The 22,706-nt window shown below is 69.3% G+C and carries 19 protein-coding genes; 5 read left to right on the top strand and 14 right to left on the bottom strand.

Going from position 1 to position 22,706, the window contains the following annotated elements; translation table 11 throughout:
- Positions 1-109 precede the first annotated feature (109 nt).
- The 4 genes from DLJ53_RS31410 to DLJ53_RS31395 form a co-directional block, all read right to left on the bottom strand.
- Entirely contained in the window at positions 110-1,615 is a 1,506-nt protein-coding gene (locus DLJ53_RS31410) for a tripartite tricarboxylate transporter permease (protein ID WP_244935209.1), read from the bottom strand.
- Positions 1,616-1,685: 70 nt separating this feature from the next.
- Positions 1,686-2,132 carry a hypothetical protein gene (locus DLJ53_RS31405; protein ID WP_111352283.1) on the bottom strand — a complete coding sequence of 149 codons (447 nt, stop codon included), beginning with the start codon at positions 2,130-2,132 and terminating at the stop codon, positions 1,686-1,688.
- Between the two features lie 14 nt (positions 2,133-2,146).
- Positions 2,147-2,998: a tripartite tricarboxylate transporter substrate binding protein gene (locus tag DLJ53_RS31400; protein WP_162409744.1), complete on the bottom strand. Its 852-nt coding sequence runs from the start codon at positions 2,996-2,998 to the stop codon at positions 2,147-2,149.
- Between the two features lie 255 nt (positions 2,999-3,253).
- The gene (locus DLJ53_RS31395) at positions 3,254-4,021 is read right to left on the bottom strand and encodes a LamB/YcsF family protein (RefSeq protein ID WP_111352281.1); all 768 of its coding nucleotides are present in this window, start codon (positions 4,019-4,021) and stop codon (positions 3,254-3,256) included.
- Between the two features lie 184 nt (positions 4,022-4,205).
- On the opposite strand from DLJ53_RS31395, the gene DLJ53_RS31390 reads away from it, so the two are divergent.
- Entirely contained in the window at positions 4,206-5,126 is a 921-nt protein-coding gene (locus tag DLJ53_RS31390) for a LysR family transcriptional regulator (protein WP_111352280.1), read from the top strand.
- Here the strand turns inward: DLJ53_RS31390 and DLJ53_RS31385 are convergent.
- Complete coding sequence (locus DLJ53_RS31385) at positions 5,121-6,572, bottom strand: HupE/UreJ family protein (RefSeq protein WP_162409742.1); 1,452 nt, start codon at positions 6,570-6,572, stop codon at positions 5,121-5,123. The genes DLJ53_RS31390 and DLJ53_RS31385 overlap by 6 nt on opposite strands.
- A gap of 242 nt (positions 6,573-6,814) precedes the next feature.
- Here DLJ53_RS31385 and DLJ53_RS31380 point away from each other — a divergent pair, with 242 nt between their 5' ends.
- The gene (locus tag DLJ53_RS31380) at positions 6,815-8,008 is read left to right on the top strand and encodes an NHL repeat-containing protein (RefSeq protein ID WP_202913457.1); all 1,194 of its coding nucleotides are present in this window, start codon (positions 6,815-6,817) and stop codon (positions 8,006-8,008) included.
- A gap of 116 nt (positions 8,009-8,124) precedes the next feature.
- Here the strand turns inward: DLJ53_RS31380 and DLJ53_RS31375 are convergent, their stop codons facing one another.
- The 7 genes from DLJ53_RS31375 to DLJ53_RS31345 all read right to left on the bottom strand — a co-directional run bounded on the left by DLJ53_RS31375 (position 8,125) and on the right by DLJ53_RS31345 (position 15,660).
- Entirely contained in the window at positions 8,125-9,060 is a 936-nt protein-coding gene (locus DLJ53_RS31375; RefSeq protein ID WP_111352278.1) for an acetamidase/formamidase family protein, read from the bottom strand.
- Positions 9,061-9,106: 46 nt separating this feature from the next.
- Entirely contained in the window at positions 9,107-9,799 is a 693-nt protein-coding gene (locus DLJ53_RS31370; protein ID WP_111352277.1) for an ATP-binding cassette domain-containing protein, read from the bottom strand.
- 18 nt (positions 9,800-9,817) lie between these two features.
- Complete coding sequence (locus DLJ53_RS31365) at positions 9,818-10,540, bottom strand: ABC transporter ATP-binding protein (protein WP_111352276.1); 723 nt, start codon at positions 10,538-10,540, stop codon at positions 9,818-9,820.
- On the bottom strand, positions 10,537-11,679 hold the full coding sequence (gene urtC / locus DLJ53_RS31360; RefSeq protein WP_111352275.1) for an urea ABC transporter permease subunit UrtC: 1,143 nt from the start codon (positions 11,677-11,679) through the stop codon (positions 10,537-10,539). Before urtC ends, DLJ53_RS31365 begins: the two co-directional genes overlap by 4 nt.
- The gene (gene urtB / locus DLJ53_RS31355; protein ID WP_202913456.1) at positions 11,676-13,313 is read right to left on the bottom strand and encodes an urea ABC transporter permease subunit UrtB; all 1,638 of its coding nucleotides are present in this window, start codon (positions 13,311-13,313) and stop codon (positions 11,676-11,678) included. The genes urtC and urtB overlap by 4 nt, the downstream gene beginning before the upstream one ends.
- Before the next feature lie 106 nt (positions 13,314-13,419).
- Positions 13,420-14,670 (bottom strand): urea ABC transporter substrate-binding protein, encoded by a 1,251-nt coding sequence (locus DLJ53_RS31350; protein ID WP_111352273.1) that lies wholly within the window; start codon positions 14,668-14,670, stop codon positions 13,420-13,422.
- A gap of 228 nt (positions 14,671-14,898) precedes the next feature.
- Positions 14,899-15,660 carry an SDR family NAD(P)-dependent oxidoreductase gene (locus DLJ53_RS31345; RefSeq protein ID WP_111352272.1) on the bottom strand — a complete coding sequence of 254 codons (762 nt, stop codon included), beginning with the start codon at positions 15,658-15,660 and terminating at the stop codon, positions 14,899-14,901.
- Between the two features lie 631 nt (positions 15,661-16,291).
- Here DLJ53_RS31345 and DLJ53_RS31340 point away from each other — a divergent pair.
- The 3 genes from DLJ53_RS31340 (at position 16,292) to DLJ53_RS31330 (ending at position 19,774) form a co-directional block, all read left to right on the top strand.
- The gene (locus DLJ53_RS31340) at positions 16,292-18,037 is read left to right on the top strand and encodes a PQQ-dependent dehydrogenase, methanol/ethanol family (RefSeq protein ID WP_111352271.1); all 1,746 of its coding nucleotides are present in this window, start codon (positions 16,292-16,294) and stop codon (positions 18,035-18,037) included.
- Between the two features lie 110 nt (positions 18,038-18,147).
- Positions 18,148-19,002, top strand: coding sequence for a c-type cytochrome (locus DLJ53_RS31335; RefSeq protein WP_111352270.1), 855 nt, complete (start codon positions 18,148-18,150; stop codon positions 19,000-19,002).
- Positions 19,003-19,126: 124 nt separating this feature from the next.
- Positions 19,127-19,774 (top strand): hypothetical protein, encoded by a 648-nt coding sequence (locus DLJ53_RS31330; protein ID WP_111352269.1) that lies wholly within the window; start codon positions 19,127-19,129, stop codon positions 19,772-19,774.
- Positions 19,775-19,811: 37 nt separating this feature from the next.
- Here the strand turns inward: DLJ53_RS31330 and DLJ53_RS31325 are convergent, their stop codons facing one another.
- Both DLJ53_RS31325 and DLJ53_RS31320 read right to left on the bottom strand, forming a co-directional pair.
- Positions 19,812-21,764 (bottom strand): sigma-54-dependent Fis family transcriptional regulator, encoded by a 1,953-nt coding sequence (locus DLJ53_RS31325; RefSeq protein ID WP_111352268.1) that lies wholly within the window; start codon positions 21,762-21,764, stop codon positions 19,812-19,814.
- A gap of 311 nt (positions 21,765-22,075) precedes the next feature.
- Complete coding sequence (locus DLJ53_RS31320) at positions 22,076-22,675, bottom strand: HD domain-containing protein (protein WP_111352267.1); 600 nt, start codon at positions 22,673-22,675, stop codon at positions 22,076-22,078.
- Positions 22,676-22,706: the final 31 nt, after the last annotated feature.

Genomic DNA, 22,706 nt, shown 5'->3' with positions numbered 1-22,706 from the left:
GCATGGCCCCCGCCTCCGGAGAGGCCGGTGCCATGCGGCAGACACTCCTCCGAAAGCCCCGACGTGGTGCGGCGGCCGGGAGCGAACGACCCGGCCCGCTGCACGGCGCCTACTCGCCCTCGCTGACGCGGCCCGGGCGGTTCGAGAGGCTCTCCCGCGCGAAGACGACGGCGGCACCGATCGTCAGGACGACGAAGATGATCGCGATCGGATGGTCCGCCGGACTGAGGCCGTGCGTCTTGGCGATGACGAGGCTCTGGCGCAGCGAGATCTCGAACAGCGGCCCGACCACGAAGCCGATCAGGAAGGTGACGACCGAGTAGCCGAAGCGCTGCATCACGTACCCGAGCAGGCCGAGCGCCAGCATCACGGTGATGGAAAAGAGCGTGTGCGTCTCGAGGTAGGAGCCGAGGAAGCAGAAGAGGACGACGAACGGCACGATCGTCGTCAGCGGCACGTCGCCGATGCGCGCGAACAGGTGGAGTCCGACGCGGCCGATCAGCAGCATCGCGACGCTCGCCACCAGCATCGCCGCGTAGATCCCGTACATCAGGTCCGGATGCTGCTCGAAGATGAGCGGGCCCGGGGCGACGCCGTGCAGCATGAAGGCGGCGACGAGGATCGCCGCGGAGACGCTGCCGGGGAGCCCGATCGCGAAGAGCGGAATGAAGCTCGCGGGGAGCACGGCGTTGTCCGCCGCCTCGGTGGCCGCGACGCCCTTGATCTCGCCCTCGCCCCACTTGTCGCCCGGCCGGCCGGTCCGCCGCGCGATCGAGTAGGCGAGGAAGGCGCCGATCGTCGGGCCGAGCCCGGGGATGATCCCGGCCGCGATGCCGACACCGGTCGACTGCACCGCGGTCGGCGCGATGCGCTTGATCTCGGCCAGGGAGAGGCTCTGGTCGTGCCGGTGCGGCGCCGGCTCGACGTGGGTGCCGCGCCGCACCTTCACGAGGTACTGCTCGGCCTGGACCAGCATCTCGGTGAAGGCGAGCATGCCGACGGTGACCGCCAGCAGCGGGACCCCGTCGAACAGGTCGACGATGCCGAAGGTGAGGCGCGGCGTCGCCGTTTCGGGATCGAGGCCGACGGTCGCCAGCAGCAGGCCGAGCGTGCCCGAGATGAGCCCGCGCGACAGCGCCGTTCCGGAGAGGCCGGCGATGAAGGTCAGCGCGAAGAGCATGACGGCGGTCATCTCCACCGGCCCCATCTGAAGCGCGAAGGCGGCGAGCGGGCGGGCCAGCGCGATGAGCACGATGGTCGCGCAGATATCGCCGAACACGGACGAGTAGAGCGCGACCTTGAGCGCCTTCGTCGCCTGCCCGGCCTTGGCGAGCGGGTAGCCCTCGAAGCACGTGGCCGCCGAGCTCGGCTCGCCCGGGGTGTTGAGGAGGATCGCCCCGGTCGCGCCGCCGGCGGCACTCGCCTTGGCGATGCCGATGAGGAAGGCGATCGCCGAGATCGGGCTCATCGTATAGGTCAGCGGCACGGCGATGGAGAGCGCCGCCGGACGGCTGAGCCCCGGAATGACGCCGACGAGGTAGCCGAACAGCACCCCCAGCACGATGGAGACGAGCGAGGACGGCGCGAGAGCCGCGCCGAAACCGTCGATGATCATGCTCACGATGCGTGGGTCCGGCGATGGGTTCGGCGCCCAGGCGCCGTCCGGGGAAGGGACATGTCGACAGTCAAAGTCCGAGAAGGGGGATGAGGCCCGCGACAGCGGCACCGCCGAGGGCGTGCAGCGCCAGGCGAAGCGGCCGCCGCTCGCCGAGCGCCAGCGTGATGAGGAGGACGGTGACGGCACCGCCGGCGACGAGACCGAGCCAGATGATCCCGGCATAGCCGGCCGCGATGGCCGTCAGCAGCAGCGCCACGTAGCGCAACGGCGGCGCCGCCTCGCCCGCGTTCCCGCCCGGGTCCGGCGCGGTTGACGGCGGGGCGGCGACGGTGAGCCGCGCCACCATGTGGAGGAGCGCGAACAGCGCGATCGCGACCACGGCGACGCGCGGGACGACGTCGGCCCGGAGGCCGACGGCGCCCTGCGCGGAGATCTGCGCCGGGATCAGGACGAAGTAGGCGACCGCGCACAGGCCGCCCACGATCGCGAACTCGATGACGGGAGCGGCCCGCATGATCGGCTTGGGGCTCAGTTCTGCCCCTCCGCCAGCGTGCCGAACTGCTTGTACTGCTTCTCGATCAGCGCCGTCAGCGCGTCACCCGTGACGGTGAAGCTGCCCATGTTGCGCTTGTCGAGGACGCTCAGCAGCGCGTCGCTCTTCGCCGCCGCGTCGAACGCCTCGACGAGCTTCGCCTTCGCGTCCGCCGGCAGACCCTTCGGGGCGAGGTAGAGGATCATGTTGACGCTCGAGATGTCGTAGCCGAGACCGCGCAGGGTCGGCCGCTCCTCGAAGCCGGGGACGGGATCGTCGCCGAGGCCGGCGAGGATCATAAGGTCGCCGGAGACCGCCTGCGGGTAGTACGTGCCGGAGCTGTAGGCGAAGTCGACATGCCCGCCAAGGGTCTGCGACACCGACTCCGCGCCGCTCTCGACCGGGACCGGGTTGATCGTCACGCCGCTCGCCTTGGAGAGGGCCGCGGTCACCATCTTGTCGATCGCGGTGTTCGAGGCGTAGGTCAGCGCGGTGCCGTTGGCCTTGGCCTCCTCCAGCATGGCGCTGAGGTCGGCCCAGCCGCGGGACGGCAGCGCGATCAGCGCCTCGGGGAAGGTGCCGAACGCGGCGATATAGTCGAACTCGCCGACATCGAAGGCGACCGCGCCGGTGTGCGGATCGAAGGTCAGCGTCGTCGAGGTGGTGGCGACGAGGGTGTAGCCGTCGCCCGGAGTGGCCTTCAGCCGCGTCGTCGCGACGGCGCCGCCGGCGCCGGGCTGGTTGACGACGATGACCGTCTCACCCAGCGCTTCGGACAGCACCGGGGCAATGGCCCGCGTGATCGTGTCGACGCCGCCGCCGGCGCCGAAGCCGACGTTGATGGTCACCGATTTCTCGGGGAAGTCGGCCCACGCGCGGTCCTGAGCCGAAAGACCCGTGAACGCGACTGAGGTTGCAGCGGCAAGTGCCAGGAAGAAGCGCAAGCGCATTCTCGGTCGTCCTCCGTAAGTTTAGTAACGGTTTAGCCAATCAGCCCCCCTTCCCTCTGTCCAATGCATTCATGCATCGTTCCATCATGCGCCGGGCACATGGTCGGGACGGAAGAAGGGCGCGCCCCGCCGGGATGTGCGGGGCGCGGCGGGTCAGCCGAGGAGTTCGGGCAGGGTGACGACCTCGATGGACGCCGCCGCGAGGCGCTTGCGCACGGCGTCGAGCACCACTCCCGCGGTCGGCTCGTCACCGTGGAGGCAGAAGGAGTGGATCTCGGCCTCGACCCGTTTGCCGGTGGTCGAGATGATGGCCCCCTCCTCGAGGAAACGGACAACCTGTTCGGCGGCTTCCTCCGGATCGTGGATCACCGCGTCGTCCCGCTCGCGCGAGAGCATGTAGCCGGTGTCGTCGTAGCGGCGGTCGATATAGGCCTCGTTGGCGACCTTCAGGCCGACGCTCTCCCCCGCGCGCGTCATCGCCGAGTTGGCGTTTGCGACGAAGATGAGGTCCGGATCCGCCGCCTTGATGCCGCGTGCGACGGCCAGCGCCACATCGTCCTGCGAGTGGGCCATATTGTTGAGAGCGCCGTGCGGCTTGACGTGCGTCACCCGGGCGCCCTGTGCCCCGGCCAGCGCCATCAGCGCGCCGATCTGGTAGGTGACGAGGTGCTGCAGGTCGATCGCCCGCATGCGGATCTGCCGCCGGCCGAAGCCCCACAGGTCGTTGAAGCCCGGATGCGCGCCGATCGACACGCCGTTCTCGATCGCCAGCCGGACGGTCTCGGTCATGATCGTAGGATCGCCGGCGTGCATGCCGCAGGCGATGTTGGCCGATCCGATCCCGGCCATGATCACGCTGTCGTTGCCGATCCGATAGTGGCCGAAGCTTTCGCCGATGTCGGCATTGATGTTGATGCGCACGTCCGGACATCCCTCCCGCTGGATACGTCTTCGAGCGAGTTGTGCGGTATGGAGAAACGCAGCCTTCGTCCAATGCATTCCTCCTGGCATCGACCATGCATTTTCCGCATGATCCGCGAAGGTCGAGAGGTTCATCGTTTCCGGCCGCCTCGATCGCCGCTGACATCGGCGAAAGGGGAATGCAGTGCTCGATTTCAGGCAGATCCAGAACTTTGTCGCCGTCGCCGAACGCCTCAACATCTCGCGGGCGGCGGAGGTGGTGCATCTCAGCCAGCCGGCGTTGTCGCGGCAGATGCAGGCGCTGGAGAAGCGCCTCGGGCTCACGCTGTTCGAGCGGGTCGGCAACCGCCTCGTCCTTACGGCGGAGGGGGAGGATCTCCTGCGGGGGGCCGTCGCGCTGATCGACCAGGCGCAGCACCTCGTCGACCGGTCCCAGAAGCTGCAGAGCGGCAGCGTCGGGCTGCTGCGCGTCGGCGCAACGTCGCAGACGATCGCGCGGCTGGTGTCGCCGACGATGGTGCGCTTCCGCGAGAGCTATCCCCTCGTCGACGTGATCCTGAGCGAAGGCGACAACGACAGCCTCCTCGAGATGGTGGACACGGGCGTCGTCCATGTCGCCGTCGCCGCGTTCAGCAACGCGCGCGGGCTCGCGGGGACCAAGCTCTTCGAAGCGGCACTGCGGCTCGTCGTTCCCCCCGGGCACCGGCTGGAGGGCGCCTCGGCGGCGACCATCGCGGACATCGCGGACGAGCACCTGATGCTGCTGCGGCGGGGGTTCCTGACGCGGCAGCTCTTCGACCTCACGTGCGCGAGCTCCGGACTGCGGCCGAACATCCTGCTGGAGAGCGACAGTGCCGAGACGCTCGCCTGCCTCGCCGACGACGGGCACGGCATCGCGGTCGTCTCCACCTCCGCCCGCCCGGTGCGGGACGCCGCCCGCACGATCGCCCTCCACAACGACGGCGCGCCGATCAAGGGCGATGTCTACGCGGTGTGGAAGAACAACCGCTCCCGTCCCGCCTGCCTCGCCGACTTCGTGTCCTGCCTCGCCCGCCAGGCCGCTCCCGGCGGGCCTGCGGCCGGCGCGCCGCCCGTCGGGCTATGACATCGCCCCTTCCGCCGGACCCGCATCGGACCGGGGCTGCTGCTCGGCCATGGCCGGGGACGGACGAAGGATGCGGCGGCGGGCGAGCCAGCGGTCGGCGAGGGCGAGCGCGACGCCGATCACCAGCATCGCGAGAAGCGCCCGCAGGACGCCGGCGAGGAAGAGCGCGCTAAGCTCGGGGAAGCGGAACTGCATCAGGTCGTCGCCGCGCTCGATCATCCAGTGCCACGCGGTGTGGACGACGAGCGCGGAGACGACGATGACGCCGAGCCGCTCCGGCACGATGTAGCGGAACGCCATCCTCAGAACCGGCACCAGGACGAGAAGCACGGTGATCTGGCCGGCCTCGACGCCGAGATTGAACATCGCCAGCGAGGTGATGAGGTGCTCGCCCGCGAACTGGAACTGCTCCCGCAGCAGGAAGGAGAACCCGAACCCGTGGATGAGGCCGAAGCAGAAGGTGACGATCCAGCGCCGCCTGAGCTGGGTCTCCTGTGCCCGCCGCTGCGCGGCGATGACGATGTTCTCGAGCGCCATGTAGACGATCGTGGCGGCGATCAGCGTCTCGATCAGCGGCGCGAACCAGAGCGCGTCGGGCACGAACCCGAAGGCGGCCGCCGTCAGCGAGACGGAGTGGGCGAGCGTGAACGACGTCACCAGCACGAGGAGCGGGCGCAGCCTCAGGAACGGCACCACCAGGCAGAGGAGGAAGAGCAGGTGGTCGATGCCGCCGAGGATGTGGTGGAATCCGTCCACGAAGAAGCGCCACGCCGCCTGCGCCCAGCTCGGATCGAGATGGAGCGGCCCGGGATTGCCCACGAACTCGAAGGGACGCACGCCCCCGCCGGGCGGCAGGAAACGCAGCGAGGTGTTGACGCGCAGCGCGAACTGCTGGACCCCGAGCTCGATCGTGAAGCGCGCCGTCTCCGACGTGATCGGGTATTCCAGCAGCACGTCCAGCATCTGCTGGTTCCAGTAGAGGTCGAGGTCGTCGGCGAGCGGCGGGTCGCCGAGGTGGGCGAGCGCGGTCTCGAACGACGCGAAGGACCGGTCCGAAGGCAGCGACACCCTCGGGCTGACGACCTCCGGCTTGGGCAGCAGCCGCCGGTCCTCCCAGACCTCGATCTTGTCGGTCAGCCAGAGCTTGACCGCGTTGCGCAGCGACTGGTCCGCTTCGGAGATCGTCAGGTACCCGGCGCCGTGCTTGGGGAAGTCGACCTCCAGCAGCGCCAGCATCGGAACGCGCAGCAGGAGCTGCAGGCGGTCGCCCGCAGGCCGCACGAACCCGTTGATGCGGATGTCGGCCGGAACGTCATGGGCGCTCGCCCCCTGCATCGACCCGGCGAGGGCGAGGAGCGCCGCCAGGACCATGGCGAGTGCCGGGACGAGCCCGCGCCGGCCGCTCCCCGAACCGCCGGGAATCGCTCGGGGACGTCGCCCGGTCATGGGCGCAGCCCACCCGGACCGCGCGCTGCGGATCACCCTCATCATCGCCCTTCCCTCGGGCGGACGCGCCGGTTTCAGGGCCGCCGATCCACCGCATGCTTTTTCTTACACATTAATGCGTACATTATTGCATGACAAATCGTGTCGAGGGCTGATACCCTGACCTCAGGTTGACACGCTCGCGCCGAAGATTTCGCGGGGCGCCAGAAGAAGAAAAGTCAACCCGACACAGGGAGTTCATGATGAACTTGACGCGATTCCGAAGCCATACCTACGGCCTGGGTCTGGTGGCGATCGGTGCCGCCCTCTGGTTCGGCCAGGCTGCGCTGCAGGGCCAGGCGGAAGCCCAGAACGCCACCGTCGAGGGCCCCGTCTTCGAGGTCGATCCGCTCTGGCCCAAGCCGCTGCCCAACAACTGGCTGCTCGGCATGTCGATCGGCGTGTGGGTGGACGATCAGGACCACATCTGGATGATCCACCGCGGCTCATCCACCCTCGACGACAACGAGAAGACGGCCGAGCTGGAGCCCGCGGTCACCTCCGGCTGCTGCGTCGGCGCGCCGCCGGTCCTGGTGTTCGACAAGGAGGGCAACCTGCTCGACTCCTGGGGCGGTCCCGGCGAAGGCTACGACTGGCCGGCGTCCAACCACGGCATCCACGTCGACTACAAGGGCAACGTCTGGATCGGCGGCAACGGCGCCAAGGACGCGATGGTCCTCAAGTTCACCAAGGACGGCAAGTTCCTGATGCAGGTCGGCGGCTCCGGCACCAACGCCGGCAGCAACGACACCGAGAACTTCGGCCGCGTCGCCAAGATCTGGGTCGATCCGGAGACGAACGAGGCGTACCTCGCCGACGGCTACGGCAACAAGCGCGTCGCCGTCATCGACGCCGACACCGGCGAGATGAAGCGGTTCTGGGGCGCCTACGGCAACAAGCCCGACGATACCGACCTCGGCCCCTACGACCCGAACGCGGAGCCCGCGCAGCAATTCCGCAATCCCGTGCACTGCGTGGAGCGGGCGGTCGACGGTCTCGTCTACGTGTGCGACCGCGCCAATGACCGGGTCCAGATCTTCCAGCCGGACGGCACGTTCGTGAAGGAAGCGTTCTTCGCGCCCGAGACGCTCGGCGCAGGGTCGACCTGGGACCTGACGTTCTCTCCGGATCCGGAGCAGCGCTTCATCTACATGGCCGACGGGATGAACCGCGTCGTGCGCATCCTTGAGCGGGAGTCGCTGGAGGAGATCAGCTCCTTCGGCGGCGGCGGGCGCCAGCCGGGGCAGTTCTACGGGGTGCACAGCATCGCCGTGGACTCGGAGGGGAACATCTACACCACCGAGACCTGGGAAGGTAAGCGCATCCAGAAGTTCGTGAACAAGGGGATCGGCCAGATCCCGCGCGGCTATCAGGGCGTCGCCTGGCCGCGGTCGTAGCGACCTGCCCTCCCCCGGGCCTGCGGTCAGCCGCAGGCCCAACTTCTCCACAGACCGGCGGCGGGGTGACCGTCGACCCCGCCCCTGCCCTCCCGGGTCCGACCGTCAGGGACGGGTCACAGCACCGACTTCGGCAGCATCACGTGGATGCCCTTGTTGCCGTCGACGAGCTGGGTGACACGCACGTCCGCCGCGACCGAGCACAGCATGTAGGCCTGGTTGCGGGAGAGGTTGGTGCGCTCGCAGATCCGGTCCACCATCTCCAGCACCGCCTCCTTGGCGGCGTCGTCGAGGTCCTCGTTGAGGCCGATGGCGATGAGGTGGGTCTCGTTCTCGGCGAACGGCTTGGCGTAGGAGAGGTCCTTGCGCACGGTGAGGCGGAAGGTGGCCTTCACGCCCGTCTCCAGCGCGGTGATGCACACCTCGCCGTCACCCTGCACGCCGTGGCCGTCGCCGGCGAAGAACAGCGCCCCCTCGTTGAAGACCGGGAGGTAGAGCGTCGTGCCGGGCTTCAGCTCCTTGTTGTCCATGTTGCCGCCGAAGGCGCGCGGCACGGGGGAGCCGCAGCGGCCCCACTCCGGCGGCGGCGCGACGCCGATGATGCCGCAGAACGGGTCGAGCGGGATCTCCGCACCCCAGGGCATCACCATGACGCGCCGTTCGCGGTCGATCTTCGGGTGGATCGTCTCGTACTCGGTGAACGCCTCCGGGGCGGTGCCGAGCAGCGGCAGGATCGCCATGAAGCCCCAGTCCATCGTCACGTCCGTCTCCAGGATGTCGACCTGGAGCACGTCGCCGGGCACGGCGCCCTTGACGAAGACGGGGCCGGTGACGAAGTGCGGCCCGGCGCCCTGCGTCAGGCTCTCGATCGCCTCCAGGTAGGCCGGGGGGACGATCGAGCGATCGGCCGGAAGCGCCTCGGCGCCGCCCGCCGGGAAGGAATAGAGCGTCACCTCGTCCCCGGACTCGACGGTCGCGACCGGCGGGGTCGTGGCGTCGAAATAGCCCCAGACCATGGTTTCGTGGGTTCCGGGGATCTCGTGGCTTGCCATCGCGTCTTCCTCTCTCATGCTTATCGCGGCCGCGCGGGGCCGGGTGCTAGACCGACACGGATGTTCTGAGCACCGTGCGGTCGAACTCCGCCTTGGGGATCTTCGCGCTGACACGGCCGCGGTCCATGGTGACGGCACTCTCGGCGAGGCCGAGCGCGAAGTCGACGTACTGCTCCACCAGGATCACCGTCATCGCGCCCTTGAGGGACGCGATGAGGTCGCCGATCGCGGCCACGATGGACGGCTGGATGCCTTCGGTCGGCTCGTCGAGGAGCAGGACCGACGGCCGCGTCACCAGGGCTCGCGCGAAGGCGAGCTGCTGCTGCTGACCGCCGGAGAGCTGGCCGGCGCTGCGCGACCACATCTGCGGCAGGACGGGAAAGCGCTCCACGGTCTCTTCGATGGTGCCGTCGCTCGCGTGGCCGTGGGCTCTGGCGGCGGCGAGGATGTTCTCCCTGACCGTCAGCTCGCGGAAGACCTCCCGCCCCTGCGGCACCGTCGCGAAGCCCATCCGCGAGCGCAGGTGCGGGCGCATCGCGGTGATATCCTGCCCGTCCGCCAGGATGCGGCCGGAGGTGGGGCTCAGCGTGCCGACGAGGCACTTGATGAGGGTCGTCTTGCCCGCTCCGTTGCGGCCGAGCAGGGCGACGCACTCGCCGCTGTCGACCGTCAGCGAGACGTCCCGCAGGATCTGCGCCGAGCCGTAGTGCTGGTCGAGGTGTTCGATCTCGATCTTCATGTCACCGCCCCATCATCGTCAGCGGCCGAGGTAGACGTCAATGACGCGCTGGTCGGCCCGGACCTTGTCCATGGACCCCTCGAACAGCGCGCTCCCCTCATGCAGGACCGTGACACGGTCGGCGATCTTGGCGACGAAATCCATGTCGTGCTCGACGACGACGATGGCGCAGTCGGGCGCCGAGAGCTCGCGCACCAGGCTCGCGGTGCGGTCGCGCTCCTCGTCGCTGAGGCCGGCGACCGGCTCGTCCAGCATCAGGACCTTCGGCGCCGCCGCGACCACCATGGCGATCTCGAGCCACTGCTTTTCGCCGTGCGCGAGCTCGCCGGCCAGCACGCCGGCCCGGCCGGCGAGGCCGACCCGCGTCAGGGTCGCCATCGCCCGCTCCGCCTCCGCCTCGCTGGGGCGGCGCCAGCGGCCGTGGCCGCTGCCGAGCGTGGCGTTCTCGAACACGGTGAGCGCGTCGAAGACACTCGGTTTCTGGAACTTGCGGAAGAGGCCGAGGGCGGCGATGCCCGCCTCCCTCGTGCGTCCCAGCTCGACCTCATGGTCCAGCCGGACCCCGCCCGACGTCGGCCGCGTCACGCCGCAGATGACGTCGAGCAGCGTCGACTTGCCGGCACCGTTGGGGCCGATCAGGGCGTGGATCTCGCCGTAGCGGATCGCCAGCGACAGTCCGTTGATGGCGGTGAGGCTGCCGAAGCGGACCGTGAGGTCGTCGACGATGATCGCGTCCGTCACGGCGTCGCCTCCCGCGCGGCCGCGCGGCGTCCGGTGCGTCCCATGGCGCCACGGACGGCGGCCGACAGGTCCGTCAGCCCGTTCGGCAGGACGAGCACCACCACGATGACGAGGCCGGAGAGGATGAAGGGCCACAATTCCGGCGCGTTGGTCGAGAGCCAGAACTTCAGGGCGTTCACCAGGACGGCGCCGATGACGGCTCCGGTCAGATGGCCCCGGCCGCCGACCGCGACCCAGACGGCGATCTCGATCGATAGCTCCGGCGACAGGACGCGCGGGTTGATGATGCCGACCTGCGGCACGTAGAGCATCCCCGCCAGCGCCGCCAGGACCGCCGACAGGCACCAGAGGGCGAGCTTGATCCTCAGCGTGTCGTAGCCGAGCGTCTTGAGGCGCACCTCGTCGTCGCGCGCGGCGAGCACCAGCCGGCCGAACTGCGAGCGCACAAGCGCGCGCGTGCCGAGCAGCGCCGCGAGCAGCACCGCGAGCGAGGCCGCCGACATCGCCATGGCCGCGCCCGGCGTGTTGATCGGGTAACCGAAGATGACGGAGAAACCGGTCATTCCGTTGTTGCCGCCGAAGCCCGTGTCGTTGCGGAACATCAAGAGCATCGCGACGTAGACGAGCGCCTGCGTGATGATGGCGAAGTAGACGCCGCCGACCCGGGACCGGAACGACACGTAGCCGAAGACGAACGCGACCAGCCCGGCGGCGGCGACCGCGACGACCAGCGCGTAGGGGAAGAGCTCGAGGCCGAACCAGTAGACCGGGAATTCGCTCCACCCCATGAACTGCATGAAGTCGGGCACCGTGCCGGTCGTCTCGTAGCCGTGCTTGAGAAGGTGCATGGCGATGACGTAGCCGCCGATGGCGAAGTAGAGCCCGTGGCCGAGGCTGAGGATGCCGGCGAAGCCCCAGATGAGATCGAGCGAGACGGCGAGCAGCGCGAAGGCCGCGAGCTGGCCGACGAGGTTGACCATGTAGGGCGAAAGGCCCGCCTCCGACCCGGCCAGCGGCCCGCCCAGCACGACGACCGCGACGAGCGCCAGGGCCACCGCCCCGATGACGGCGGGTGAGCCGCCGCGCGAGGCGCCGGCCGGGGCCGCGAACAGCGCGGCGAGGGGATCGCGTGGGGTCATTTGCGGCGTCCCGGCGCGGCGAACAGCCCCTCGGGCCGGCGCTGGATGAAGGCGATGATGAGGAGCAGCACGATCACCTTGGCGGCGACGGCCCCCCAGATCGGCTCGATCAGCACGTTGATCTGACCGATGCCGAGCGCGGCGATCAGCGTGCCGGCGAGGCTGCCGACGCCGCCGAGCACCACGACCATGAAGCTCTCGATGATGAAGTTGGTCCCCATCAGCGGGTTGACGTTGTAGATCGGCGCCAGCGCCAGACCTGCGAGACCGGCAAGGCCCGAGCCGAGCCCGAACGCCAGCATGTCCACCCGCCGGGTCGCGATGCCGATGGCGCTCGCCATCTCGCGGTTCTGCGTCACGGCGCGCACGTTGAGGCCGAACGGCGTCTTCTTGAGGATCAGCCAGGTGGCAGCGAGCACGACCAGCGCGAAGACGATCGCGAAGAGGCGGTTCTGCGTGACGATGAAGTCGCCGATCAGGGTGAAGCCGCCGGAGATGTAGGACGGCGTCGCGAAGGCGAGGTTCTGGGTGCCGAAGGTGACGCGCACGATGTTCACGAGGAACAGGCTGACCGCCCAGGTGGCGAGCAGCGTCATCAGCGGCCGCCGGTAGAGGTGGCGCACGACGAGGAGCTCGATGGCGACGCCGATGGCCGCCGTCACCAGGAAGGTGAACGGGATCGCGAGGATGAGGTACCAGTCCACCAGCGCCGGAGCGAGCGCCCGCAGCACCTCCTGGACCATGAAGGTGACGTAGGCGCCGATCATGATGAACTCGCCGTGGGCGAGGTTGATGACGCCCATCAGCCCGAAGACGATGGCGAGCCCCACCGCGGCGATGAAGAGGATCGATGCGTAGGACAGCCCGCTGAAGAGCACCGACAGGGCGTCGGCGATCCGCACCCAGGTGGAGGCCTCGCCGATCGCGGCGTCGACGGCGTCGCGGAAGGCCGTGTCGCCCTCGTAGGCCGGCTCGCCCTTCAGCGCCTCGAGGCGGCCGAGGTTGCGGCGGTTGGGCGTCCGCGCGAGCGCCTCGACGGCGGCGATGCGCTCGGAGACGTCCTCGGACGCGAGCGAGGCGACGACGGCGAGTTCCTCGATGGCGGCGCGGCTCGCATCGTCGAGGGCGGCCTCGGCCGCCCTCGCGAGCGCAGCGGCGGAGACGCCCTGCGGCCGGCGCGCGAGGACGCGCAGCGCACGATCCCGGTCCGACGCGCTGGAGGGGGTCAGGAGCGTCAGCGCCGCCCCGAGGTTCTCGGCGCTGGCGCGGTTGCGGAGATTGAGCACCGGTGTCTTGCCGCTGGCGTCGGCCGGCGCGCCGGTGAGCGCGTCGACCGTGCCGCCGCCGGACTTGATCGCGACCGTCTCGCCGCAGACGAGGTTGCGGCCCATGAGGGCATCGGTGATCCGGCGCAGGAAGGCGAGGTCGTCGTCGCTCGCATCGCCGAGCGCGTCGGCGGCGCGGTCCAGCGTGTCGCCCGCGTCGGTGCAGAGGCCGGCGGCGATGGCGGCCCGGTCGAGCGGTACCTCCGCCGCGCCCGCGCCTTGCGCGGCCGCCTCGCCGCACACGAGCGGCGTCAGCACGGCCATGAGGCCGAGGAGCCCGCGCAAAAGGGGCGTCAACCGTGAGAACAAGGGCGGTTCGAGCCTTTGAGACGGGCGGGCGGACGGCGCCCGCGTGAGGGACGACCCGCGCGGCGACCGGCGCCGCGCGGGCTCATGGCGTCGGGGAGACGGCCGCTCAGCCGAATTCGCTGAACGGGACGGGCTTCGGCGTGCCCTCCGATTGCCACAGGATGTCGAACGCGCTGTCGTAGTTCAGCGAGCCGATGAAGACGCCGCGGGAGACGTAGTTGTTCTCGCTCGTCATGGAGATGTTGTAGCCGGACGGGTCGGAGAACGAGAGGCCGCCGAACGCGGAGCGCACTTCGGGCACGTCGAACGAGCCGGCCTTCTCCGCCGCCATCGCCCAGAACTTCACGCCGTCATAGGCCGACACCATCGGGTCGATCACGACGTTCGGCGGATACGGCACGTTGTTGGCGCCGACGTAGTCCGCCCAGTTCTTCATGAACGTCTCGTTCTCGGGCGCGTCGACCGCCTGCAGGTAGGCCCAGCAGTTGAGGTGGCCGACCAGTTCCTCGGTGTTGAGGCCCTCGAAGTCGGCCTCCAGCGCGTCGAGGCCGAGGACGGGGATGTCGGTCGCCATGATGCCCTGGTTGGCGAACTCGCGGAAGAAGTCCGGGATGGAGGAGCCGACGACGGTGAGGATCACCACCGGCTGGCCGCCCGGCTCGTCGGCGAAGCGGCGGATCTCCTGCACCAGCGACTGGAAGTTGGAGAAGCCGAACGGCACGTACTCTTCCCGCCAGGACGAGGAATCGAAGCCCAGCGACTCGAAGTAGCCCTTGAGCTGCTTGTTGATCGTGCGCGGCCACACGTAGTCGGAGCCGAGCATGAAGAAGCGCTTCGCCGCGACGCCGTCGTCGCTCATGAGGTAGTCGACCGCCGGCAGCACGGAGCTCGCCGGGGGCGAGTTGAGGTAGACGACGTTCTCGGAGTTCTCGTCGCCCTCGAAGTGCAGCGGGTAGAACAGGAGGCCGTTGTTCTGCTCCACGACGGGCAGGACCGACTTGCGCGACACCGACGTCCAGCAGCCGAACAGCGACGCCACGCCCTCCTGCTGCAGCATCTGGCGGCCGATCTGGGCGTAGAGCGGCCAGTCGGAGGCGGGATCGGAGACCATCACCTCGACCTCACGGCCGAGGACGCCGCCCGCGGCGTTCAGCTCGGCGGCGGCCATCTTCACGACGTCGTTCAGACGGCCTTCGATGTTGGCCATGGTGCCGGAGGAGGAGAACAGGCAGCCGATCTTGACCGGTCCGTCCTGCGCGCGAGCACGGCGCAGAATGCCCGGCATGGGAAGAATACCGGAGCCGAGAGCGAGTGCACTGGTTCCCGTAACAAACGATCGCCGCGTCAGTCTGGCCATGGAACCTCCATCTGTTGCCGACCGGACGCTAATTCCGAAGTATATTGTTTCAAAGCCTCAATTTTGGACGATCTCTGTCACCCAAATCGGCAAAATAAGACGAGATGCATGCCATTTAACACTTCTTGGTTCGCTCATGAGGCATGCCGCCGCCTGCGCAATACGCAGGCGTGACAAAGCGCCACCGATCGAGGCTCGCGACGCGGTCGACGACCGATGGCCTTCGCCTCAGAGCTGGACGCCGCGGGTGAGCGCGCCGTCGACGACGAGGTTGGTTCCCGTCGTGAAGGACGAGGCGGGGCTCGCCAGGAAGACGACGCCGCGGGCGACCTCCTCGGGCCTGCCCATTCGCCCGGTCGGGTTGAGCGCCAGCGCCTCGGCGAAGAGTTCCGGGTTGCCGGTCTCGATCTGGTTCCAGATCCCGCCTTCGAAGTAAGTGTTGCCCGGCGAGACCGCGTTGGCGCGGATCATCTTCGGCGCGAGCTTCACCGCGAGGCCGTGCATGTAGTGGACGAGCGCGGCCTTGTAGGCGCCGTAGGCCGGGCCGGTGAAGTCCGTCTCGCGGCCCGACACGCTGGAGATCGCGGTGATGGACGCGGCCTTCGACTGTTCCAGGAAGGGCATCGCCGTATTGACGAGCCGCACGGTGTGCATGAGGTCGGTCTCGAAACCCGCCTTCCACGCCGCCTCGTCGTCGGCGACCGCCAGTGCCGACACGTTGGCGACGACCATGTCGAGCCCGCCGAGCGCGTCCGCGGCGGCCGCCACGAAGCGCTCGAACGCGGCCTTGTCGGCGACGTCGACGGCCTGGCCGAAGGCCTTCACTCCCTTCGCCTCGAGCGCGGCCACGGTGTCGGCGACCTCCTCGGCCTTGCGCGCGCAGACCGCGACGTCGGCGCCCTCGGCGGCGAAGATCTCGGCGCAATGCCGGCCGATCCCCTTCGTCCCGCCGGTGACCAGCGCCTTCATCCCCTTCAGACCCAGATCCATACCTGCTCCTGCGTTTCTCGTTCGCGGACCGGTCCCGGCCCGTCCCGGCCGCCTGGCGGCGGAACGGGGCACGGCCTGCCCCTTCGTCTCGTCGTCAGGCGGTCCCAGCCGCCATCGGGGCACGGCCCCGACGATCCGTCATGGACACTCCTTCGCGGAACCTGTGTCACCGCGCGCTCGAGGGGCACCCGGTCACACCGGAACCCGTGCCGGATCCCGCGCGGAGACGGGCCGCGATCCGTGCCATAGCAAACGGCATGCCATCGCCGCGTAGCCGTATGAGATGCTTGCGGGTCCGCGCCCGGAGGCGGCCGGAGAGAGCCTGCCCGGGCGCGCGGCCGGGACCCGCCCGGAGCCGCCTGCGACATCTGTCGCACACCGTATCGCAGAGGACCTCATCTTGGAACACTTGATGTATTCACCAAAGGAAGCGACGCCGATTCAAGATTTTGATCTTTAAGAATAGGTATTCTTGTTCTAGCCTCTTGCCGGCCTCTGCATGGGGCTCGAACACTGCCGATGGCGCACAGTCCCGACACGACGCCGTCGCACATAAGAACGACAACAAGGGTAGAAACGCACTATGCCAATAGTCTCCAAGTCTTACCGCGCCCGGTGGCGCCAAGGTGGAATGGCAACGGCGCTGGTGGCCCTCATGGCGACCGGCTGCATCGGCATGGCCCATGCCGGAGAGATGACCCAGGAGCGGCTGCTGAACGCGGGCGCGGAGCCGCAGAACTGGATCCATCACCACGGCAACTATGCCGCAACCCGCTACTCCACCCTCGACAAGATCAACACCGAGAACGTCGGTGATCTGAAGATGGCCTGGAGCTTCGCCCTCGGCGGCGTGGAAGGCGGCGGAATCTGGCCGCACGGCGGCCTCGAAGGCACGCCCATCGTCGAAGACGGGGCGATGTACATCACCGACGGCTGGGGCTCGGTCTACAAGCTCGACATCTCAGACGGGTCCGGCAAGCTCATCTGGAAGATGAACCCGGAGACCGACAAGGACTGGGCCGGCGCGGTCGCCTGCTGCGGCGTCAACAACCGCGGCGTCGCGCTGTGGAAAGACAAGGTCATCTCCCACACGCTCGACGGCCGCCTCATCGCCACCGACAAGGAGACCGGCGAGGTCGCATGGGAGCGCGAGGTCGCCGATCCGTCCATCTCGGAGACGATCACCGGTGCGCCGCTGATCGTCGGCGATCTCGCCATCACGGGCGTGGCGGGCGCCGAGTACGGCATCCGCGGCTGGCTCGCGGCCACGGACCTCAACACCGAGGAGGAGGTCTGGCGCCGCCACACCATCCCGCAGCCGGGCGAGCCGGGGGCGGACACCTGGGCCGACGACCACGACGCCTGGAAGAACGGCGGCGGCTCCACCTGGGTCACCGGCTCCTACGACCCGGAGACCAACCTCATCATCTGGGGCGTCGGCAACCCGGGCCCGGACTGGGACGCGGAGTACCGGCCGGGTGACAACCTCTATACCAACAGCGCCATCGCGCTGAAGGCCGACACCGGCGAGATCGTCTGGCACCACCAGTACACGCCGAACGACCCCTACGACTACGACTCGGTGTCCGAGCACGTCCTGGTGAACGCGCCGATCGACGGGGACGAGCACAAGCTCGCCCTTCACGCCGACCGCAACGGCTTCGGCTACGCGCTCGACCGGGAGACCGGCGAATTCATCTGGGGGACGCCGTTCGTCGAAGAGCTGACCTGGACCCCGGGCCTCGACGAGGAGACGGGCCTGCCGCTCAACTACGACCGGACGAAGAAGGTCCAGACCTACGCCCAGGGCACGGTGGCGAACCGCGAGAACCCGGTCGGCGTGACCTGCCCCGGCAACATGGGCGGCAAGAACTGGCCCCCGACGGCGTACAATCCGGACCTGAAGCGCTGGTACATCCCGGTGATCGAGAGCTGCAACACGATCACCAACGAGGAGATGGTGCCGGGCGAGTCCTACAAGCCGCGTGAGTGGTTCACCGGCGGCGGCCCGTCCCAGCACCAGCCGATCACCGGTAGCGTCGCGGCGATCGACGTGTCCACCGGCAAGATCGTCGGCAAGTATCCGACCGACTACCCGCTGCTGGGCGGCATCCTGACCACGGCGGGCGGGCTCGTCTTCACCGGCACGCCGGACGGCAAGCTCCTCGCGCTCGACGCCGACACGCTCGAGCTGAAGTGGCAGTTCCACACCAACGCCGGCCTCAACGCGCCGCCGATGACCTACGAGGTCGACGGCAAGCAGTACATCGCCATCCTCGTCGGCCTCGGCGGGGCGTGGCCCAAGTGGTTCGTCGACGGGACGAAGGGCCTGGAGAAGATCGAGCCGAGCTCGATGCTCTACGTCTTCGAGCTCTGATCGCATCCCCCGCGTCCCGCGCGGAGCGGGACGTTCCGGCCGCGGCGCCTCAGGCGCCGCGGCCTTCTGCCAAAGAACAAGACCCCGATACGGGGAAGGGAGGTTCATCGATGGTCCGCCTATCGCGGCGCCTGCGCGGGTTCGTGCAGGTCGCCTGTTCGGCCGCGTTGCTCGGCTCGTTTTTCGCCATTCCAGCCGTCCAGGCGCACAACAATCCCTCGTTCCGGGAGGACCTCATCGCCACGGTCCCGGTGACGTGCGGAGCCGACGGCTGCCAGGACAGCGCGGCGTTCGCCCTCACCTGGGAGCCCAAGACCGTGCAGCTCATCTGGCGTGTGGAAGGCGACCCGGGCGCGAAGGCGCACTTCGCGGTCGCGCAGGACGGCAAGACGCTCGCCGAGACCGTCGCCGACGGCGACGCGACGGGCCGCTTCGAGGGCAAGGGCATCCAGATCGTCGGCGCCGCCGGCTTCGACGCCAATTTTACGGTCAAGGTCTACGCCAAGGTCCTCGACCGCTCGGCCGCGGCGGAGGGCGGGAAGGTCGTGGACACGGCGCTGCTCGACCGGGGCAAGAAGGTCTTCGAGTCGGCCAACTGCATCGGCTGCCACAAGTGGCACGGCAGCGGCGGCGGCGGCTACGGCGGGGCCGCGCTCTCGCTGCGCCAGTCCGCGCTCGACGACGACCAGCTGCGCACGGTGATCCTGTGCGGCCGGCCCAACACCGGGATGCCCTACCACTCGCGCACCGCCTACAAGGGCGACGACACGAGCTGCTACGACATGACGGCGACACAACTCGGCGAGATGATGCCGCCGAAAGCGCCGAAGTCCGTCAGCGACCGTCAGCTCGACGCGCTGGTCTACTATCTGCGCCATGACGTGGTCGGCAAAGGCGAGCCGACCCTCGAGGAGTGCAAGGCCTTCTGGGGCGACAAGTCCCGCATGTGCAGCATCTACGAGTGATCCGCCCGTGCCCGCCGCGCCGGGCGGCCTGTTCCGCCCGGCGCGGGCCACGGACCGCAAGACCCGGAAGCCAAGAACAAGACGACGGAGCGGGCATCGTCCCGTTCCCTGGGGAGACGATGCCATGACACGATCCGTACCCGGATCCATTCTCTTCGGCGCCGGTCTGGCGCTGTCCTTCGCCACGATGGCCGCCGCGGGCGACATCCGCACGCTGACCGTCGGCGAGCCGGTCACCATCCTGTCCCACCACGGCTACGGCGACCTCGCCTGCCTGGGGCCGGACGGCGCGCCCGTCGCGCACGTGTCCGAATGGAGCGCCGTGCTGGAGTGCCCGGCCGATGCCGCGGGCCTGCGCACGGTGCGCGTCTACTACGACGACGCCGCGCAGGAGTGGATCTCCGTCAACGACAAGTGGGGCGGCACGCGCGTCGCCGGCCATCCGGTCGAGCTGACGGTGCGCGTCGACGCCGACGGCGTCCTCGAGACGCTCGCGGTGCGCACCGACCCCGAGGCGCGGCAGTACATGCACAAGAAGGCCTTCCTTCTCGGCAACAAGGTGAAGTCGCACTACGGCTGGCAGGGCTGGCAGTGCTCGGTCGGCCAGCCGTCCGCGGAGCGGCGCGAGGTCGGCGGCACCTTCGTCGACGAGCGCTGCGAGAAGGTGACCGACGGTCGGGAGATCGTGCTGCAGACGCAGCTCTACCGCGACGCCGCCGACGACGTCGTCAACGCCACCTCGTTCGAGGTGAAGCGCCGCCCGCAGAGCTAGGCACGGACAGGCCCCCCGGCTCGTCCCGGGCCGGGGGTCAGATGAGCTGGCTCGGGACCGGCAGGTCGAAGTTGCGGATGCGCCGGTACACGGTCGAGCGGGAGAGGCCGAGACGCTGCGACGTCGCTGTTATGTTCCACCGCGTCGCGCGCAGCGCTTCGAGCAGCATCTGGCGCTCGTCGCAGTTCACCGGCAGCGGTGCCGCGCACTCCCCTGCCCCGGCCTCCGCCGTGGTGGCTGCCTTCAGGCGCAGGTGCGCAGGCAGGCACTCCACTTCGATGCGCCCTCCCCCGGCGAGGCCCGCCGCCATCCGGACGGTCTGCAGGAGCTCGCGGATGTTGCCGGGCCAGTCGTACCCCAGCAGGATCGTCTCGACGGTCGACGAGCACCCGTTCGCCCCGACTTCCGCCATGATCGCCCGCAGGAGGACCTGTCGGTCCGAGCGTTCCCGCAGCGCCGGCAGCGACAGCGCGTAGCCGCAGACGCGGTGGTAGAGGTCGCGGCGGAAGCTGCCCTCCTCCACCATGGCGGGCAGGTCGCGATGCGTCGCGGCGATGAGCTGCAGGTCGAGGAGCATCGGCGCCGGCGCACCGGGCGGATGGATCTCGCCGTCCGACAGGACCCTGAGGAGCCGGGTCTGGAGCGCCAGCGGCATGTCGCCGATCTCGTTGAGGAAGAGCGTCCCGCCGGAGGCGAGCTGCAGCTTGCCCGCCGGCCGCCCCGCACCGTGAGGGACATCGTCGCCGTAGAGCTCCCGCTCGATCAGCGCTTCGGGGACCGCGGCGCAGTCGAAGGTGACGAACGGTCCGCCCTGCCGGGCGCTGGCCTCGTGGATCGCCCGGGCGAACGCGTCCTTGCCGGTGCCCGTCTCGCCGCAGAGTAGCACCGGCACCCCCGCGTCGGCGACGCGGACCACGCGGGGGCGCTCGAGCGCCAGACGCGTCTCCCCGGCGCAGAGGTACGCGAGGTCGAGCGGCCTCGGCCCGCCCGGCCGCGCCCGCGTGGCCGGGACCGGCGCGGGCGCGCCGGGCGACGGCGACACCGCGGTGTGCCGGCGGAAGGCGAACGGTGGCGGCGGCCAGGTCACGCGGCAGGCGTAGAGGTGCGGCACCCCCTGGCGGCCGAGCTGGAGCTCGATGGCCGCCTCCTCGGAGGTGCGGATGAAGCGTTCGAGGTCGCAGCCGAGCACCTCGTCGAGCGGAAAGCCGAGGAGCTCGCCGCGCGCGTCCGCGATCTCCGCCCCCAGCCGCCGGGCGGCGCTGTTGGCGCCGATGACGCGCCCGGCGTCGTCCACCGCGACGAGCGCGGGCCAGTCCCAGGTGCGGTCGAGCGGACGCAGGCTGAGCCACGCGCAGGCGTTCTCGAGGCTGCCGACGAGATCGTCCTCCAGGAGCAGCGCGTGCCGGTTCACGAGCTGCATCGCCAGCCGGTGGTCGATCCGCCGCAGCGAGCCGCCGACCATGGACGCGTTGATGCATCCCAGCAGCGCGCCGAACGGGTCGAAGACCGGCGCGACGCAGCAGCTCATCATCTCGTGGCAGGTGTGGAAGTGCTCGTCGCGGTTGACGATCAGCGACTCGCGGAGCTGCAGGCAGGAGCCGATGCCGTTGGTGCCCATCTCCGCCTCGCGCCAGCGGGTTCCCTGCGCGAGCGCCCGGCCGATCTCGACGTCGAACTCGTGCGGGATGCGGGCGGCGAGCGTGACCGCGTCGCGGTTGGCGAAGGACACCGCGTAGCCGGCGGGCTGCATGATGCCCTGAAGCCGGTTGAGATGGATTTCGGCGAGGTGAAGGGCTAGGCCGCACCGCTCGCTCTCGACGGCGGTCTCGGCCGGGGTGAGCTGCGCGATGGCGAGCTTGCGCCCCGGGTCGAGCTGGAAGTCCTCGAGACACCGGTGCCAGCTCGCACGGATCAAGCGATCGGGCGCGTCTGCGAACGACCGGCTGCGGATCAGTGCTGACAGTTCGGCGTCGCCGTCGGGCCCCGACATCGCCTTCCCCGCTGCGCCACGAATTATAGGACCATTGTTTCAACGTAAGCGTTAGCGCAGGTTCAAGACGGACAAAAGTCTTACGGCCAACGCCCTGAACCGGCCCATCCCTGACCGACATCGCGCTACCCCTGATAGATCAGGCACGTAGCGGATGCTGCCGGCATCCGGTGATGTAACTTGCGGCACGAATTATTTTTGAGCGGCGAGAATTGACTGACCGCGACAGCAGGGAGCGGCATTCATCCGGCCTGCCCGGTCCTGACGGCCTGCCGGCCGTCAGGATGAGGAAAGTTCCTGCTGGACCGGGGTCAGGCGTCGGCGCGGCGGGCGGCGAAGTGTGCGCGGATGAGGTCTGTTGCGGCGGCCCACAGGTCCGGCGAGGCGCCCTCGATCGGTGGGCCGCAGCGCGCCATCACCTGTTCTTCCGTTACGGCGAAGTCGTCCCACGTGCCCCCGTCCGTCATCAGGTTGAGGAGCACCGGCTGCAGCCGGTCGAGGCCCTTGGCGAAGCGCGCCTCCGGCGTCTCGGCCGCCTCGAACTCGTCCCAAAGGGCGCGGAGCCGCTGCCCTTCAGCACCCGGAAGCAGCCCGTACAGTCTGGCGGCGGCGGCGTTCTCGGCCTCGGCGATCTTCGCGAGGTCCTTGCCGGCGAGGTGGTACGGCACGTCGCCGGCGTCGATCTCCACGATGTCGTGGACGAGCAGGAGCTCGATCACCCGCCCGACGTCGACCCCCGGCGCGTGCGGGGCGAGAACCATCGCGAACATCGCAAGATGCCAGGAGTGCTCCGCCGAGTTCTCGTTGCGGCTCCCGTCCACGAGGCGGGACTGGCGCGTCACCGACTTCAGCTTTTCGAGCTCGGCCAGAAAGGAGAGACGGCGCGAGAGCGCATCGGAGGGGGCGGTCATGGCGGGATCCGGTTCTTGGCGCTGCGTGGCG

This window comes from Acuticoccus sediminis, from assembly GCF_003258595.1.
Classification (GTDB): domain Bacteria; phylum Pseudomonadota; class Alphaproteobacteria; order Rhizobiales; family Amorphaceae; genus Acuticoccus; species Acuticoccus sediminis.
The sequence above is the reverse complement of the archived record's forward strand: the minus strand, read 5'-3'. Positions and strand labels throughout refer to the sequence as shown.

Bases quoted from the DNA above. Each gene is read 5' to 3' on its own strand.
- DLJ53_RS31325 (WP_111352268.1), bottom strand. From the start codon at position 21,764: ATGTCGGGGCCCGACGGCGACGCCGAACTGTCAGCACTGATCCGCAGC.
- DLJ53_RS31380 (WP_202913457.1), top strand. From the start codon at position 6,815: ATGAACTTGACGCGATTCCGAAGCCATACCTACGGCCTGGGTCTGGTG.
- DLJ53_RS31320 (WP_111352267.1), bottom strand. From the start codon at position 22,675: ATGACCGCCCCCTCCGATGCGCTCTCGCGCCGTCTCTCCTTTCTGGCC.
- urtC (WP_111352275.1), bottom strand. From the start codon at position 11,679: ATGACCCCACGCGATCCCCTCGCCGCGCTGTTCGCGGCCCCGGCCGGC.
- DLJ53_RS31330 (WP_111352269.1), top strand. From the start codon at position 19,127: ATGACACGATCCGTACCCGGATCCATTCTCTTCGGCGCCGGTCTGGCG.
- DLJ53_RS31340 (WP_111352271.1), top strand. From the start codon at position 16,292: ATGGCAACGGCGCTGGTGGCCCTCATGGCGACCGGCTGCATCGGCATG.
- DLJ53_RS31375 (WP_111352278.1), bottom strand. From the start codon at position 9,060: ATGGCAAGCCACGAGATCCCCGGAACCCACGAAACCATGGTCTGGGGC.
- DLJ53_RS31345 (WP_111352272.1), bottom strand. From the start codon at position 15,660: ATGGATCTGGGTCTGAAGGGGATGAAGGCGCTGGTCACCGGCGGGACG.
- DLJ53_RS31335 (WP_111352270.1), top strand. From the start codon at position 18,148: ATGGTCCGCCTATCGCGGCGCCTGCGCGGGTTCGTGCAGGTCGCCTGT.
- DLJ53_RS31405 (WP_111352283.1), bottom strand. From the start codon at position 2,132: ATGCGGGCCGCTCCCGTCATCGAGTTCGCGATCGTGGGCGGCCTGTGC.
- DLJ53_RS31370 (WP_111352277.1), bottom strand. From the start codon at position 9,799: ATGAAGATCGAGATCGAACACCTCGACCAGCACTACGGCTCGGCGCAG.
- DLJ53_RS31350 (WP_111352273.1), bottom strand. From the start codon at position 14,670: ATGGCCAGACTGACGCGGCGATCGTTTGTTACGGGAACCAGTGCACTC.
- DLJ53_RS31385 (WP_162409742.1), bottom strand. From the start codon at position 6,572: ATGACCGGGCGACGTCCCCGAGCGATTCCCGGCGGTTCGGGGAGCGGC.
- DLJ53_RS31410 (WP_244935209.1), bottom strand. From the start codon at position 1,615: ATGATCATCGACGGTTTCGGCGCGGCTCTCGCGCCGTCCTCGCTCGTC.